12 protein-coding genes and 1 pseudogene are annotated in these 15,937 nt (G+C 49.8%); 9 read left to right on the top strand and 4 right to left on the bottom strand.

Translation table 11 applies throughout. The features are described from left to right. Positions 1-25 precede the first annotated feature (25 nt). Positions 26-1,075 carry a protease SohB gene (sohB, locus tag LU633_RS12350; RefSeq protein ID WP_016192544.1) on the bottom strand — a complete coding sequence of 350 codons (1,050 nt, stop codon included), beginning with the start codon at positions 1,073-1,075 and terminating at the stop codon, positions 26-28. Between the two features lie 197 nt (positions 1,076-1,272). Between sohB and LU633_RS12345 the strand changes: the two genes are divergently transcribed. Then, entirely contained in the window at positions 1,273-2,034 is a 762-nt protein-coding gene (locus tag LU633_RS12345; protein ID WP_016192543.1) for a YciK family oxidoreductase, read from the top strand. 541 nt (positions 2,035-2,575) lie between these two features. On the opposite strand, the gene rluB is transcribed toward LU633_RS12345, so the two are convergent. Beyond that, the gene (rluB, locus tag LU633_RS12340; protein ID WP_016192542.1) at positions 2,576-3,439 is read right to left on the bottom strand and encodes a 23S rRNA pseudouridine(2605) synthase RluB; all 864 of its coding nucleotides are present in this window, start codon (positions 3,437-3,439) and stop codon (positions 2,576-2,578) included. Positions 3,440-4,312: 873 nt separating this feature from the next. On the opposite strand from rluB, the gene LU633_RS12335 reads away from it, so the two are divergent. Further along, positions 4,313-5,010, top strand: a protein-coding gene (locus tag LU633_RS12335) for an IS1 family transposase (RefSeq protein ID WP_233481909.1) whose coding sequence is annotated in 2 segments (ribosomal slippage) — positions 4,313-4,574 and positions 4,574-5,010 — 699 coding nt in all. Because the reading frame shifts where the segments join, the coding sequence is not laid out codon by codon here. Between the two features lie 426 nt (positions 5,011-5,436). Further along, complete coding sequence (locus LU633_RS12330; RefSeq protein WP_016192540.1) at positions 5,437-6,513, top strand: glycosyltransferase; 1,077 nt, start codon at positions 5,437-5,439, stop codon at positions 6,511-6,513. Between the two features lie 79 nt (positions 6,514-6,592). Here LU633_RS12330 and LU633_RS12325 read toward each other — a convergent pair whose 3' ends face one another. Then, positions 6,593-7,213 (bottom strand): L-threonylcarbamoyladenylate synthase, encoded by a 621-nt coding sequence (locus LU633_RS12325; RefSeq protein WP_046371859.1) that lies wholly within the window; start codon positions 7,211-7,213, stop codon positions 6,593-6,595. Positions 7,214-7,227: 14 nt separating this feature from the next. Further along, positions 7,228-8,133: an RNase RNM gene (rnm, locus tag LU633_RS12320; protein ID WP_040465796.1), complete on the bottom strand. Its 906-nt coding sequence runs from the start codon at positions 8,131-8,133 to the stop codon at positions 7,228-7,230. 265 nt (positions 8,134-8,398) lie between these two features. Here rnm and LU633_RS12315 point away from each other — a divergent pair, with 265 nt between their 5' ends. The 6 genes and pseudogenes from LU633_RS12315 to LU633_RS12290 all read left to right on the top strand — a co-directional run bounded on the left by LU633_RS12315 (position 8,399) and on the right by LU633_RS12290 (position 15,436). Beyond that, on the top strand, positions 8,399-9,961 hold the full coding sequence (locus LU633_RS12315) for an anthranilate synthase component 1 (protein WP_016192537.1): 1,563 nt from the start codon (positions 8,399-8,401) through the stop codon (positions 9,959-9,961). Further along, a pseudogene (gene trpD, locus LU633_RS12310) lies at positions 9,961-11,553 on the top strand (bifunctional anthranilate synthase glutamate amidotransferase component TrpG/anthranilate phosphoribosyltransferase TrpD). The gene LU633_RS12315 and the pseudogene trpD overlap by 1 nt, the downstream one beginning before the upstream one ends. Before the next feature lie 2 nt (positions 11,554-11,555). Continuing rightward, the gene (gene trpCF / locus LU633_RS12305) at positions 11,556-12,917 is read left to right on the top strand and encodes a bifunctional indole-3-glycerol-phosphate synthase TrpC/phosphoribosylanthranilate isomerase TrpF (protein WP_016192534.1); all 1,362 of its coding nucleotides are present in this window, start codon (positions 11,556-11,558) and stop codon (positions 12,915-12,917) included. A 50-nt stretch (positions 12,918-12,967) separates the two neighbouring features. Beyond that, positions 12,968-14,158: a tryptophan synthase subunit beta gene (gene trpB, locus LU633_RS12300; protein WP_016192533.1), complete on the top strand. Its 1,191-nt coding sequence runs from the start codon at positions 12,968-12,970 to the stop codon at positions 14,156-14,158. Next, a complete protein-coding gene (gene trpA / locus LU633_RS12295) occupies positions 14,158-14,964 on the top strand; it encodes a tryptophan synthase subunit alpha (protein WP_016192532.1) in 807 nt (268 codons plus the stop codon). Before trpB ends, trpA begins: the two co-directional genes overlap by 1 nt. 157 nt (positions 14,965-15,121) lie before the next feature. After that, positions 15,122-15,436 carry a BON domain-containing protein gene (locus LU633_RS12290; protein ID WP_016192531.1) on the top strand — a complete coding sequence of 105 codons (315 nt, stop codon included), beginning with the start codon at positions 15,122-15,124 and terminating at the stop codon, positions 15,434-15,436. The last annotated feature ends 501 nt before the right edge of the window (positions 15,437-15,937 follow it).

The following is a 15,937-nucleotide window of genomic DNA, read 5'->3' as shown; positions in this document are numbered from 1 at the left end:
GTGGCGAAACAGGCGTTAATTAAAATTATAACAGCGGCTTCTCACTGCGCTGCCACAGGCGCAGGAGCGAGCGTTCGGCGCTATGGGCCGCGCTCTGTGTGAAACGTTCGAGGAGCTTCTTTCTCCTTGTGTAGCGTACAGCGATAACTTCATGACTCTCAATCTGTTCTATTATCAGATCGTCACTGGTTCCAATTGCATCAACCAGCCCTTTTTCAAGTGCCTGAGTTCCAAACCAGTGCTCGCCCGTCGCAACGTTATCGATATCCAAAGTGGGGCGCATTTGATGCACAAATTGTTTGAAAAGCAGATGCGTTTCATTCAAATCTTCCCGGAATTTTTCACGCCCTTCCGGGGTGTTTTCACCAAACAACGTCAGCGTACGTTTGTATTCCCCTGCCGTGTGTAATTCCAAATCGATTTCATTCTTTTTGAGTAGCCGATTAAAGTTGGGGATTTGTGCCACTACGCCAATCGAACCGATAATGGCAAAGGGTGCTGAAATAATGCGATCAGCAACACAGGCCATCATATATCCCCCACTGGCAGCCACTTTATCAACGGCGACCGTCAGCCGGATCCCCCTGTCACGTAAACGCTGTAATTGTGACGAGGCCAAACCATAACCGTGTACAACACCGCCAGGACTTTCCAGACGTAGCAATACTTCTTCTCCCGGTTTTGCTACCGAAAGTATTGCTGAGACTTCCTCACGAAGGGATGAGACCTCATGTGCATCCATGCTGCCACGGAAGTCAATCACATAGAGGCAGGATTTCTTGTTACTCTGATTTAATCCTTGTTTCGCCAGCTGTTTGGCGTTTTTGGCGTCAGATTTTTGATTTTTCTTACGCTCTTTATGCCATTGTTTCTGCTCGGTATGTTTCATTTGGGCCAGTACCATTTCATCTTTCATTTCCCGATAACATTCGCCCAGGTTTGTCAGTTCAAGCTGACCTCCCCGTCCCCGTTTGCGCACGGCAAGGTTCGTTATTACAATAACCACAGCAATAATCGCCACAATAATCGTGAGTATTTTTGCCAGGAAAAGCCCATAATAAGAGAGTAGTTCCACTCAATCCGCCTTAATTATCATCGTTTAAGCAAAGCGGCTAGTGTAGCTTAGACAGCGTGCCGCGTCGCCCCGTTCCTGCTTTTTTGCCTCAGCATCCACGTTGAACACATCCGCATTTTCAGGCAGAAAACGTGCTTCAGGGTACCGCCACCTTAACGCCCCCCCTTTCCGGCTGATGAATACCTGAGGAGCTTTTTATGGATTACCAACCCAGAAGCAATTTGCTGACCGATCGCATTATTCTGATTACCGGGGCCAGTGATGGCATCGGACGTGAAGTCGCCCTCACCTGTGCACGTTATGGTGCCAGTGTCCTACTGCTTGGCCGCAATTCAAAGAAGCTACAGGCGGTTGTTGATGAGATTACCGCCGGGGCGCTGCCAGCCGCCCATAAATTTATTCTTGACCTGGATAGTGCGACAGCAGCCGACTGCCAGCAGTTAGCTAAGGACGTTGCAGAGCGCGTTTCGCGACTGGATGGCGTGCTGCATAATGCAGGGCTGCTGGGTGATATTGTCTCTATGGAGCAACAAAGCCCCTGTATCTGGCAGCAGGTAATGCGGGTTAATGTTGATAACACTTTTTTTCTGACTCAGTCTCTTCTTCCGCTACTACTTAAATCCACCAGCGCGTCACTGGTTTTCACCACATCCAGCGTTGGACGCAAAGGTCGTGCAGGATGGGGGGCCTATTCGGTGTCAAAATTTGCTACCGAAGGCATGATGCAGGTGCTGGCAGAGGAGTATCATATTGACCAGCTGCGGGTGAATTGCATCAACCCCGGAGGGACCCGCACGAAAATGCGTGCCAGTGCCTTCCCTGAGGAAGATGCAGCCAGACTCAAAACGCCCGCTGAAATAATGCCGCTCTATCTTTATCTGATGGGGGATGACAGCAAAGGTAAAACCGGTATGAGTTTCGATGCCCAGCCAGGCAGAAAACCCGGGCCAGCAGAATAATGTCTGTACATCGTTGCTAATGCCCCCAGTAAAGACGAAAAAAGCGGTCCCCAAAAAACGTGACATTTTATGGTTTTTGATGTCTATTTCTTCTGCTTTACCCGTGCCTGCCCCTTATAACAGGACACAAAACATTGTTGACTTTGTTTAATTGACACAGGGGAAATGGCCCAAGCGCAGACATAACTTGCTTAAATATTCAGACATTGCTTACAGGGTTATATCTGTCAGACTGAGCCTTACTGACACAGACGCAAAGCCTGCCGGCTCCTCAAGCGACAGGCAAAACGTATGCGAACTGGCAGCAGCACAGTGCTCCCCTGAAGTCTGCCTGCACAAGCTGTGCACGCAGAATGCCATCATCTCAGGGAGACGATCTCACAGGATAGTAATGCCGAATGCGCAGCTGAGATACACCCGGCTACAGATGCTGTAGATAATAGTGTACCGTCATCGCAGAACATTGACTGGTCAGATTCTTAAGGCTTCATAAACGAAGAGAGGTTAAGCTTCGCCTCCTGAAATTCGCCTGCAAACAGAATTAACGCTTATTTGCGGGCCGACGGCTGGTAACCTGAGAGTGACGTTTGACGGCACGACGAATTTGATTTGCTTTAGTGCGGCGGCGATCTTTTTCAACAGGTACTTTACTGACGGTTTCCGGCTGCAGGCCAACCAGCTCACGCAGATAATTAACAGGCGTCAGGTCCAGTTCTGTCCAACCACCGCGTGGTAATCCTTTGGGTAAATCAATATCACCATAACGGGTGCGGATCAGCCGACTTACCTGCACGCCAACTGATTCCCAAAGCCGACGCACTTCGCGGTTTCGCCCTTCCGTCAGGGTGACGTTATACCACTGGTTAATCCCTTCGCCACCGCTGAATTTGAGTGTTTTAAAGGCTGCCGGGCCATCTTCAAGTTGAACCCCGCGGCTCAGTTGCTTGAGTTTTTCATCATCAATCTGGCCAAACACCCTTACCGCGTACTCTCTCTCCACTTCGCGACCAGGATGCATCAGGCGATTGGCCAACTCACCGTCAGTGGTGAACAGCAACAGGCCACAGGTATTAACATCCAGACGGCCAACGGCAATCCAGCGGGCACCGCGCAATTTTGGCAGGCGGTCAAACACGGTAGGACGCCCCTCAGGATCGTTACGCGTACACAACTCACCTTCAGGTTTGTAATAAGCCAGAACACGACAAACGTCTTCCGTCGATTCCGCAATAGAGACAAGGTGGCCGTCAATACGGATTTTCAATGCCTTGCTGGGCTCAATGCGATCACCCAATCCCGCCAGCTTACCGTCCACACTCACTCGTCCTGCCGAAATCATCGTTTCAATTTCACGGCGGGAACCGTGCCCGGCACGCGCCAGGACTTTTTGCAACTTTTCACTCATCGCGCTACCTCGTTGTCGCCTTCCCAGGCGTCATTTTAGTCTTTAAGAACAGCAGGTGATGATACTTAGCTCACCTGCTGATATGTCATCACTTGTCGACACACAACATGGCAGCAATAAGGCATACATGATGTTATGCCAGCATACATACTACACGAATTTCAGACTGAGTGGTGCGTGTCTTCTTAAGCGCATATAACCATTTAAAAATCTTGGGTTAGTTCGCTGAAGACGATTTTCTTTAAAAGAATATTTATCGTCAGGGAAAACGCCGACATAGAGGCATCATCGAAAAACCGTCCTGAACCCCGATGCGCTCCATTATGAAAAAAAGCCCTGAGGAAAACGTCGCGTCAACGTTGTGCTCTTCAATATAGGTAATTGTCGCCTGTCGAGGTGGGCTAATGAATACGTTAGCCGGCCAGCAGGTGTGCTGAAGTATCTGGTGCTGAACGGCATCATGATACCACCGAGAAATAAGATTCCCTTCCAGCCGCGGCAGGCTGGCATCAAACTATGCCGGAAGGGATTATACAATAATGCACCATATGATTTTTCATCACGATGAAGATAACCAGCAAATATCCTGGGTACCCCCAGGTGACACCCCGTTAAGTCTGACACAGAATGCAAAGCACTGCGGAAACCAGCAGCGAAGCCATTATATCAAATTTAACTGAGCAAAAAACGCGATAACGTTTATTGCATTGACGTCCTGCCAGAACATCATGTCTGCGAACGCTGAAGAAATGCTGCAATCTCTTCAGCTTCGGTACAAATAATGAGGAATGGTAAGTTACCGCGTCGCTTTGCGTTTGCTGGTCGTGACGCAGACTTGCTGATCACGTATGTTTTGCGCTTTGGATGTAATATATGGCTAAAGTTGATGTCGTCTGCCCTCAGTGCAATGAAACTCATGCTGTACGATGTAACGGACATTCAGCATCCGGTGCCCAACGTTACATCTGCAAGCATTGTTCAAAGACCTTTCAGCTCAACTTTAGCTACTCCGGTGCCAAACCAGATACACACCAGACCATTGTTAATATGGCCATGAATGATTCCAGATGTCGCGATACCGCACGGGTTCTCGGTATCAGCCTCAATACGGTTCTGCGGCACTTAAAAAAATTTCGCCAAAGCAGGTAGCTGAGAATATCGACCCCGAAACGGAGGTTGTTATCTGCTGTGAAGCCGGTGAAAAATGGTCTTACGTGCGGTGTAAAAGCAATCCCCGGTGGTTGTTCTATGCTTATGACCGTATCCGCAAACGTGCTCTGGCCCACGTCTTCGGCCCGAGAAATGCCCCGACCCTGCGACGATTGCCGGCCCTGTTAAGCAAATTTAACCTTGCCTTTTATATGACAGATGCCTGGCCGGTTTATAAAGTTCTGTTAAGTGCAACAGGCCACGTGGTGAGCAAGAAATATACCCAACGGACAGAACGACATAATCTTAATCTTCGCACACATATCAAACGACTGACCCGCAGAACAATTTGCTTTTCGAAGTCAGAGGAAATGCACGATAAGATCATCGGTTGGTATCTTACTCTTCATCATTATCAATAAATCTGCGTCACGACCCGTTTGCTCACAATCATAAGCCGGGCGGCGATAAATCATCATGTTCCACCCTGTCATCGCCAGAATTACCTGCCGTTGACTGCTGCCCCAGGCCGGACTTGCACCTTGCGATGCTTCCGGGATGAACTGGCGGGATTGCGGCAACGGGTTTGTTCGCAGGAAAGATCGGTGGCGGCGCTGATTAGCCAAAATCTGAAACTCAGACAACCAGCAAAGAAAAGATAAATCCCACTATCAAAATAATAAATTTGATGTAAGTATTTAACGCAATGATTATTAGCGTTAACTCTGTCGAAAAATAATTTAACAAACCCCATTCAGCGTCGGAAAAATTATGAAAATTGCAATTAGTAGCACCGGTTATCCTGAGCAAAGAAACATTATCGTTGACCCGGAGAACGATTATCTGGATTGCAAAAAAAGAATATCTATCTTTATATCAATGCGTTGAGAAGTAGACTTTTTAAGAAAAATAAAAAATTCCTCTTCCGCACATTGCCCGGCACGTTACCGTCGAATACGCAGGCCATCCACCTGTTCAATGAAGTTGCAAGCACATCAAAACCCTGGATAGCGTCCTTTGAAACGGAAATCCCAAGGGTACTGCCGGTTGATGGTATGGCTAAAACAGACAACCCGGAACTTCATGATTTGCTACAGTTGGCCGCTGCTCCATCCTGCGTAAAGCTCATCGCTATATCAGAAGCAACCCGGCAGATTCAGAAAAAACTTTTGCTCTCTTTTCCTGCTCTGGAAAAGACCATAAACCAGAAGTTATGCGTTTTGCATCCTCCACAAGCCCCACTGTCTGAAACGCCTCGTAAAACTGGAGGCACGCTTAACTTCACTTTTGTTGGTAATGAATTCTACCGTAAAGGCGGTGCCGAGGCCGTGCTTGCTTTTGCAGACTTAGCGGAGGCAGGGCTGATTAACTATGGTGATGTCCAGGTCAATCTGATTGGCGATTTATCACGAAAGCACAACATCGCTCATCGCGACTGGCAAGACAACGCGGACTTCCATCGCCACGTAGAAGCGTGCATTGCAAAATATCCGTTTATTACACACCATGCCAGCCTGCCTAATACGGAGGTAATGAAACTCATAGCCACCAGCGACGTCGGACTATTACCCACCTGGCAGGATACTTACGGTTTCTCTGTTCTGGAAATGCAGGCAAGCGGTTGTCCTGTTATCACTACCAATGTTCGTGCATTACCCGAAATTAACCCGGAGTCCGCCGGATGGTTAATAACCTGTCCATTGAACGATATGTATGAGTTCGTCATTGACAGTGAAAATGCAAAAAATACCCTGAGAACAGCGATTGTCGAACAGTTAAAGACACATATCATTTCTGCACTTGATAATCGTGAAGCCGTCGTCAGTAAATCCGCGCGGTCACTGGAAAGAATTAAACGCGAACACAATTCTGTTAACTTTAAACAACAGCTAAACACCTTTTATCGGTCCGCAATGGTGGGGTAAGATTAACCGTTCCGTATTGGTAAAATTGAAAACAGGGGATATTTCCCCTGTTTAAACATCGCAATGGTTGTAAACTGGCTTAAAGAAAAGGCTGCACGTCCCCCCCCCCTTCCCTTACAACAATCGGCGTACCCTCAGTCAGGTCAACAACCGTTGTGGGTTGTTGACCCAGATAACCACCATGAATAATTAAATCCACCAGCTTACCAATGACATCCTGTATCGCTTCCGGATCGGACTCCGTAAAATCATTTCCGGGGAGCATCAACGATGTGGACATCAAAGGTTCATTGAGCGCTTCGAGGAGGGCCAGAGATATTTGATTAGAAGGAACCCGCAGACCAATTGTTTTTCTTTTCTCGCTCATCAGACGGCGAGGAACTTCTTTGGTTGCTTTCAGAATAAAGGTGTAGTTACCCGGCGTGTTGTTTTTGATCAGACGGAACGCCGTATTATCAACGTGCGCATAGGTCGATAACTCTGACAGGTCACGACATACAAGTGTGAAGTTATGATCCCCTTCCAACTGTCTGATACGACAGATGCGTTCCATAGCATTTTTATCTTCCTGTCTGCAACCTAATGCATAACCGGAATCGGTGGGATAAACAATCACACCACCTTTATTGAGGATTTCAACCGCCTGTTTTATCAGGCGTGGTTGCGGATTCTCCGCATGCATATAAAAAAACTGGCTCATAATTAACCTCTTGCTTACCGCGTAACGGGCGAACAAGCCTCTGTAATTTCAGGGAAACGCTGCCAGACTGCCTCAACCCCACCCGGAAGCCATAGATTTTTTCCTAACTCTATCCACGCACAAGGCTGATGAAAATCAGAACCTTGCGAGGCGGCCAGTTGGAAGGCCAGGGCATAACGCGCAAGTTGGTTACGCTCATTTGATGCCTGCTGACACTGTGCCACCTCCATTGCATCACCACCGTATTCACTGAAACAGGTTAAGAGACGCCTAAGCCACTTAGCCGACAATCCATAACGGCCCGGATGAGCGAGTACGGCTCGTCCGCCGGAATGATGAATTACATCAACGGCTTGCTTCATTGTGGACCATTGAGGCGCTGCGTAGCCGGTTTTACCTTTGGCCAGGTATTTCTTGAATACCTGCGCCATATTGCCGGCTTTACCCTGGGCAATAAGAAAACGAGCAAAATGTCCGCGCGTGACGGCACCGCCTTCAGCCAAGGCCAGCGCCCCTGAAAGGGCATCAGCAATATGCGCTTTTTCCAGACGCGCCGAGATGAGTTCTGCACGGGCTAAACGGCGCTGGCTTTGCTGCTGAAGAAAGTCGATGAGTAAGGGATGCCGCCAGTCGACGCCAATTCCCACGACATGAATTTCATGGTTTTCCCACAGGGTCGATATCTCAACGCCCGCAATCAGCTTAAGTGGCAAACTGTGCTCCGCTATGGCACTAATGGCAGGTTCAATGCCATCAATAGTGTCATGGTCGGTGATAGCCAACACAGATACGCGTTGCTCAACGGCTCGTTTCACCAGTTCTTCTGGTGTAAGTAAGCCATCGGAAGCCTTAGTATGGCTGTGCAAATCGTATAATGACCAGAGACTTGTCGTAGTGGAATCGGTCAAAACAGCTCCCATGTCAACAAAAAAGTTGTGGCATGATAACTGTATTTTATTATGAGGGAAAAGAGTATTGACATTTTCAGCTTGAACCAGTTAACTAGTACGCAAGTTCATTTAATTTACGCATGAGTATCCCAATCATGACCGCGCTATATTCAATGATGACAGTCTGGTGGCGCATCTCTCCCTGAAAAGGCGAGCGAGTAATGCACGCTACCCGCGAGAATGCAGATCCCCAACCCGCCAACCGCGGTTTTTATCAAATTCATAGAGTTAACTGATGCAAAATACCAAAACTGAAATGAAACTGATTACCGGTAACGCTCCCTACCGTGACGATCCGGTTGCTGTTTTTCATCAGCTGTGCGGCGCGCGTTCGGCCACATTACTGTTGGAATCCGCCGATATTGACAGTAAACGTAATCTCAAAAGCCTGCTTATCGTTGACAGTGCACTGCGGATTACCGCACAGGGCTCTTTGGTCACTGTGCAGGCACTAACAGAGAATGGACGCGCTATATTGCCACTGTTGATCGCCGCACTCCCTGCAAACGTTGTCAGTACACCGCAACCAGATGGTGTGGCGCTGACGTTTCCTGCTAATACTGAGGTCCAAGATGAAGATTCACGCCTCAAGTCTGTCTCGGTATTTGATGCCCTGCGAGTTATTCCACAGCTTTTCACCTGCCCGAAAGATGAACGTGAAACCATGCTGCTGGGGGGACTCTTTGCCTACGATCTGGTCGCCAGTTTTGAAGATTTGCCCACCTTAAATAATGAGCAATCCTGTCCGGATTACTGCTTTTATCTGGCTGAAACGCTGCTGGTTATCGATCACCAGAGCCAGACCGCGCACTTACAGGCGAGCCTGTTTACCACTGCACCAGCGGAATTTTTACGTCTGCAAAAACGGATTGAACAATTGCATGCCCGGATGCTTCAACCCGTCCATCCGCTGCCAGTACAACCCATTGAAACAATGTCTCTAGGCTGTAGCCAGAGCGATGACGAGTATTGCAAGGTGGTGGCACAATTACAGCAAGACATTCGCGCTGGCGAGATTTTCCAGGTCGTGCCTTCCCGTCGCTTCTCACTGCCATGCCCCTCCCCGCTGGCTGCCTACGAAACACTGAAAAACAGCAATCCCAGCCCCTATATGTTTTTTATGCAGGATCGGGATTTCAGCCTGTTTGGGGCCTCACCAGAAAGCTCGTTGAAATACGACGCGACAACACGGCAAATTGAAATTTATCCCATTGCAGGTACCCGCCCCCGCGGTCGTCATGCAGACGGTACGCCTGACCGCGATCTTGACAGCCGCATCGAGCTTGAAATGCGCACCGACCATAAAGAGCTGGCTGAACATTTAATGCTGGTCGATCTTGCCCGTAATGATCTGGCACGGATCTGCGAGCCGGGAAGCCGTTATGTGGCCGACCTGACGAAAGTTGACCGTTATTCATTTGTCATGCACCTGGTTTCTCGCGTGGTTGGGACATTGCGTCAGGATCTTGACGTGCTGCACGCTTATCAGGCTTGCATGAATATGGGTACGCTGAGTGGCGCACCTAAAGTCCGTGCGATGCAGCTGATTGCGGCAGCAGAAGGTACACGCCGCGGTAGTTATGGCGGTGCTATAGGGTACTTTACCGCATCGGGCGATCTGGATACCTGCATTGTCATTCGTTCGGCGTATGTTGAAGATGGCGTAGCTACCGTGCAGGCTGGCGCAGGTGTGGTGTTGGATTCAGTGCCACAGGCTGAAGCGGATGAAAGTCGTAATAAAGCCCGTGCGGTACTTCGCGCCATCGCCACCGCTCACCACTGCAAGGATATTTTCTGATGGCTGATATTCTGCTGCTCGACAATATTGATTCCTTTGCCTACAACCTGGTCGACCAGTTACGCGCTTCTGGCCATAACGTGGTTATTTACCGCAACAGCACTCCCATTGAGATTCTGATTGAACGCCTGCAAAGCATGGAACAAGCGATCTTAATGCTGTCCCCCGGACCGGGAACGCCTTCTGAAGCAGGCTGCATGCCCGAACTACTCAAACGTCTGCGAGGACAGCTGCCGATTATCGGTATTTGTCTCGGTCATCAGGCCATAGTTGAAGCATATGGAGGCTATGTCGGCCAGGCGGGTGAAATCCTGCATGGCAAGGCCTCATCCATCATGCATGATGACGTAGGTATGTTTGCGGGATTGAACAATCCACTGCCTGTTGCCCGCTATCATTCTCTGGTGGGAAGCAATGTACCCAGTGAACTTATGGTGAACGCCACTTTCAACGGTATGGTGATGGCGGTGCGTCATGATGCAGACAGAGTGTGTGGTTTTCAGTTCCACCCTGAATCAATTCTGACAACTCAGGGCGCTCGCCTGCTTGAGCAGACGCTGGCCTGGGCGCTTTCCAGATAATAAGGAAAAATGATGAATATCATTCTCGAAAAACTTTACCAGGGTCATACTTTATCACGTAACGAAAGCGAACAGTTATTCTCAGCCATAGTGAAGGGCCAGCTTGAGCCGGCGCAGCTGGCCGCCGCGTTAATCGCGATGAAAGTACGCAGCGAACACCCGGAAGAAATCGCCGGAGCAGCCGCCGCCCTGCTGGCGGATGCCCTGCCGTTTCCTCGCCCGGATTACCCCTTTGCCGATATTGTTGGTACCGGTGGTGATGGCAGCAACAGTATTAATATCTCCACTGCCAGTGCCTTTGTTGCGGCCAGCTGTGGCCTGAAAGTGGCCAAACATGGCAACCGCAGCGTTTCTTGCAAATCGGGTTCATCCGACCTGCTGGCCGCGTTTGGAATTCGGCTGGATTTGCCTGCAGAAGAGGCGCGGCAGGCGCTTGACCAACTTAACGTCTGCTTCCTGTTTGCGCCCCAGTATCATACCGGCTTTCGCCATGCTATCCCGGTGAGGCAACAGTTGAAAACCCGTACACTGTTTAATGTTCTGGGTCCGCTGATAAACCCGGCACGCCCGCCGCTTGCGGTTATTGGTGTTTACAGCCCGGAACTGGTGCTTCCTGTTGCACAAACGCTAAAAATTCTGGGCTATCAGCGCGCAGCGGTGGTCCACAGCGACGGAATGGATGAGGTTGCTCTGCACAGCACCACCCGGGTAGCCGAACTCCACGGCGGTGACATCACCAGCTATTCGCTGACGCCGGATGATTTTGGCCTCAGTGCCTGGCCTCAGGAGGCCATTGCTGGCGGCTCTCCCGAAGAAAACCGTGACATTCTGACACGTTTACTTCAGGGTAAAGGCGAGCGCGCGCACGAAGAGACCGTTGCCGCAAACGTGGCGCTGTTGCTGAAAATTTTTGGCCATGACGATCTGCGACAAAATGCCCGGCAGGCGCTGGACGCTATTCGCAGCGGCGGGGCTTACCAACGCGTTGTCGACCTGGCAGCAAGAGGATGACCATGCAGGAAACTGTACTTACCCAAATTATTCAGGATAAAGCCATCTGGGTGGCAGAGCGGCGGCGGCAACAGCCACTTTCTGACTTTCAAAATGATATTGTCCCTTCCTCCCGCAGTTTTTATGCTGCATTGCAGGGCGCACGAACCGTATTTATTCTGGAGTGTAAAAAAGCATCGCCGTCAAAAGGACTGATTCGTGAAAACTTTGACCTGACATCGATAGCGGGCGTCTATCGGCATTATGCATCCGCCGTTTCCGTGCTGACTGATGAGAAGTATTTTCAGGGAAGTTTTGACTTCCTTCCCATTGTCAGTGCTGCCATACCACAACCGGTGCTGTGCAAAGATTTTATTATCGATACCTGGCAAATCTATCTCGCCCGCTATTATCAGGCGGATGCCATCCTGCTAATGCTTTCGGTGGTAACGGATGAGCAATATCGCCAGCTTGCCGCCGTGGCACATAGCCTGAATATGGGGATACTGACTGAAGTGATCTCCGAAGTAGAGCTGCAACGTGCCAGTGCACTGGGTGCGAAAGTCATTGGCATCAACAATCGCGATTTGCGGAATTTGTCGATTGACCTTGATCGTACCCGTCATCTGGCACCTCAGGTACCGCATGGTATTACCGTGATCAGTGAATCGGGCATTAACAGCTATGCTCAGGTACGGGAACTGAGTCACTTCGCCAATGGTTTTCTGATTGGTTCGTCGCTGATGGCCGAAGATAACCTTACCGCCGCCGTGCGTCGCGTAATTATCGGAGAAAATAAAGTGTGTGGCCTGACTCGTCCAGAAGATGCGCGTAGCGCTCTGGAGTCAGGTGCCATCTATGGTGGCCTGATTTTTGCCGAAAGTTCTCCACGCAAGGTTTCGCTGGATACTGCCAGAGAAGTGATGACGGGTGCCGCACTTAAGTACGTTGGAGTTTTTCGCAACAACGACATGAGTGACATTGTCACAAAAGCAACAACCCTGGGACTTGCAGCCGTCCAGCTTCACGGCGATGAAGACCGGCAATGGGTACAGGAATTACGCAGCCAGCTACACGAAGACATAAAAATATGGAAAGCATTCAGTATTAACAATGCCCTGCCCGCACGTGACTGGACAGACGTTGATCGCTATGTTTTTGACAGTGGTAACGGCGGCAGCGGGAAACGCTTTGACTGGAGCCTGCTGGCAGGGCAATCCCTTGACAACGTTTTGCTGGCTGGCGGGCTGGGCGCTGATAACTGCATTGAAGCAGCTCAGTTGGGGTGTGCCGGGCTGGATTTCAATTCCGGTGTGGAAAGTGCCCCAGGGATTAAAGATCCTATGAAAATTGCCTCAGTTTTTCAAACGCTGGAGGCGTACTGAAGGTAAGGAGCAGTGAAGGCTGCTCCGTATAGTGAAAAAAGAGAAACGCGATGACCTTATTAAACCCTTATTTTGGCGAATTTGGCGGCATGTACGTGCCACAAATCCTGATGCCCGCCCTGCGTCAACTGGAAGAAGCTTTTGTCAGCGCCCAACGCGATCCGGCATTTCAAACAGAATTTAACGACCTGCTGAAGAATTACGCAGGCCGTCCAACTGCCCTCACCCTGTGCCAGAACCTGACAAAAGGCACCAGGACTCGGCTCTATCTTAAGCGCGAAGATCTGCTTCACGGAGGCGCACACAAAACAAACCAGGTGCTGGGTCAGGCCCTTCTGGCAAAGCGTATGGGCAAAAATGAAATCATTGCAGAAACGGGGGCGGGCCAGCACGGTGTGGCTTCCGCGCTGGCCAGTGCGCTGCTTGGTCTGAAATGCCGTATTTATATGGGTGCCAAAGACATTGAGCGTCAGTCGCCAAATGTATTCAGGATGAAGCTGATGGGTGCCGAGGTTATCCCGGTGCACAGCGGCTCATCCACCCTGAAAGATGCCTGTAATGAGGCTTTACGCGACTGGTCCGGGAGCTATGAAACCGCACACTATATGCTGGGAACCGCTGCGGGGCCGCATCCGTTCCCCACTATCGTGCGTGAATTCCAGCGAATGATCGGCGAAGAAACCAAAACACAAATTCTGGAAAAAGAAGGACGTTTGCCGGACGCGGTGATCGCCTGCGTGGGCGGAGGATCGAATGCCATTGGCATGTTTGCTGATTTTATTGATGAACCTGCTGTCGGATTGATTGGCGTTGAACCAGCCGGACATGGTATTGAAAGCGGTGAACACGGCGCCCCGCTCAAACACGGTCGGGTTGGTATCTACTTTGGTATGAAAGCACCCATGATGCAGACAGAGGATGGACAGATTGAAGAGTCTTACTCCATCTCTGCAGGCCTGGACTTCCCATCGGTGGGGCCACAACATGCCCATCTTAACAGCAGCGGCCGGGCAGATTATGTTTCAGTAACCGATGAAGAAGCACTGGATGCTTTTAAAACGCTGTGCCGCAGCGAAGGAATCATTCCGGCACTGGAGTCCTCACATGCGTTGGCCCATGCGTTACGAATGATGCGTGAGGCACCGGAAAAAGAACAGCTTCTTGTAGTTAATCTTTCCGGGCGCGGCGATAAAGATATATTTACCGTTCACGATATTTTGACCGCCCGAGGAGAAATATGATGGAGCGTTATAACCAGCTATTTAAACGTCTGGCTGTCCGTAAAGAAGGGGCCTTCGTTCCCTTTGTTACCCTGGGCGATCCCACGCCGGAGCTTTCCCTGCAGATCATTGATGCGCTGATAGAAGGCGGCGCCGACGCGCTGGAATTGGGTATACCTTTCTCTGACCCGCTGGCAGACGGCCCAACTATCCAGAATGCCACGCTGAGAGCCTTTGCTGCTGGAGTGACACCGTCACAATGCTTCGAATTACTCAGCATGACGCGCCATAAATATCCGGAAATACCTGTCGGGCTGCTGATGTACGCTAACCTGGTTTTTTCCAACGGCATTGATAATTTCTATGCACGCAGTGAAGCGGCAGGGGTGGATTCCGTACTGGTAGCGGATGTTCCCGTGGAGGAATCAGCGCCCTTTCGTCAGTCAGCGATGCGTCACAATGTGGCCCCCATTTTTATCTGTCCGCCAAATGCTGATGACGATCTTCTGCTCGAAATTTCCTCGCATGGTCGCGGCTATACCTACCTCCTGTCGCGCGCAGGCGTGACGGGTTCTGAAAAGCGCGGTGAAAGTCAGTCGCTACAACATCTGATCGCCAGGCTGCGGGAATTCAATGCCGCCCCCCCCATTCAGGGGTTTGGCATTTCTGAACCCTCTCAGGTTAAAGACGCACTGGCTGCGGGTGCGGCAGGAGCAATCTCCGGTTCGGCCATTGTCAAAATTATCGAAAAAAATCACGCCACCCCCTCTGTAATGTTGGCTGAGTTAAAGTCGTTTGTTGCAAGCCTTAAAGCCGCCACGCGCTGATCGTTTCCAGGTGCCTTATCAGTTGGGGTAAGACACTCTTTTTCGGTGATTTTTGTGGCTCTGACATTGCGTATTTTCTCTTCAGGACTAAGCTTGCTTTACAGAGTAAATCTGTAAACACGGCGAAGGCCAGAGCTAAATGGTAGGGAGAAAAATAATGAAATTAATGAAAATTTTTACAGGTATGATTATTGCAGTGGTTGTGGCACTTTCCGTCAGCGCCTGTGCACCAACAAAAACGCAGGAAGGTACGGGTGGCTACTTTGATGACACGGTCATTACCGCTAAGGTAAAAAGTGAGTTCCTGAAAGACAATTCACTAAAATCCACTGAAATCAATGTTGAAACTTTTAAAGGTCGCGTGCAACTTAGCGGATTTGTCAGCTCTCCTCAGATGGCCAACCGCGCAGTTTCAGTTGCCCGTAGTGTTAAAGGCGTAACGTCAGTTACTAACAAAATGCAGATTAAATAAACCTTAATCTTCAGGAAAAGACGCAAATTTTTGTGCCTTTTTATTGCCCGCCTTCATAGAAGGCGGCTTTGATTACGCCCCCCAGAGCGTGTTAAGTTCGGACTCACTGAACCCTCTGCTCATACTTGATAAAGCGAGAGTTGTTTATCTTTCAGCTCATGTTTTTCCTGATACTTAACGCATTTACGCATCATCTGTGCATTCACACCTACGCTATCCACGCAGGAACCCCTGGCACAAAAATGGTTTCCCCCAAATTTATGCTTACGTAAGTTCACTGACAGACATCCATTTAATTTTTGCTCCATCTGCCACTGGTGTCGGAGAGGAAAATATCTGCGGCTATTTTCAGTGCTGATTTTTAGTAGCCTGCCCTTAGGAAACAGGTAAAACGTGTGATGTAGCAATCGAAACAGATGTGTCAGGGAACTCTTCCTGCACTGATTGTCACCTACAATGACACGCCACCGCTCAGGCAAGGCATGTTTTAAACGCAATTCC

The organism is Erwinia tracheiphila (assembly GCF_021365465.1).
Lineage (GTDB): Bacteria > Pseudomonadota > Gammaproteobacteria > Enterobacterales > Enterobacteriaceae > Erwinia > Erwinia tracheiphila.
The sequence above is the reverse complement of the archived record's forward strand: the minus strand, read 5'-3'. Positions and strand labels throughout refer to the sequence as shown.

What these genes read in the sequence shown, in the direction of transcription:
- LU633_RS12345 (WP_016192543.1), top strand. Translation starts at nt 1,273, where the DNA reads ATGGATTACCAACCCAGAAGCAATTTGCTGACCGATCGCATTATTCTG.
- rluB (WP_016192542.1), bottom strand. Translation starts at nt 3,439, where the DNA reads ATGAGTGAAAAGTTGCAAAAAGTCCTGGCGCGTGCCGGGCACGGTTCC.
- LU633_RS12325 (WP_046371859.1), bottom strand. Translation starts at nt 7,213, where the DNA reads ATGAGCCAGTTTTTTTATATGCATGCGGAGAATCCGCAACCACGCCTG.
- rnm (WP_040465796.1), bottom strand. Translation starts at nt 8,133, where the DNA reads ATGGGAGCTGTTTTGACCGATTCCACTACGACAAGTCTCTGGTCATTA.
- LU633_RS12315 (WP_016192537.1), top strand. Translation starts at nt 8,399, where the DNA reads ATGCAAAATACCAAAACTGAAATGAAACTGATTACCGGTAACGCTCCC.
- trpCF (WP_016192534.1), top strand. Translation starts at nt 11,556, where the DNA reads ATGCAGGAAACTGTACTTACCCAAATTATTCAGGATAAAGCCATCTGG.
- trpB (WP_016192533.1), top strand. Translation starts at nt 12,968, where the DNA reads ATGACCTTATTAAACCCTTATTTTGGCGAATTTGGCGGCATGTACGTG.
- trpA (WP_016192532.1), top strand. Translation starts at nt 14,158, where the DNA reads ATGGAGCGTTATAACCAGCTATTTAAACGTCTGGCTGTCCGTAAAGAA.
- LU633_RS12290 (WP_016192531.1), top strand. Translation starts at nt 15,122, where the DNA reads ATGAAATTAATGAAAATTTTTACAGGTATGATTATTGCAGTGGTTGTG.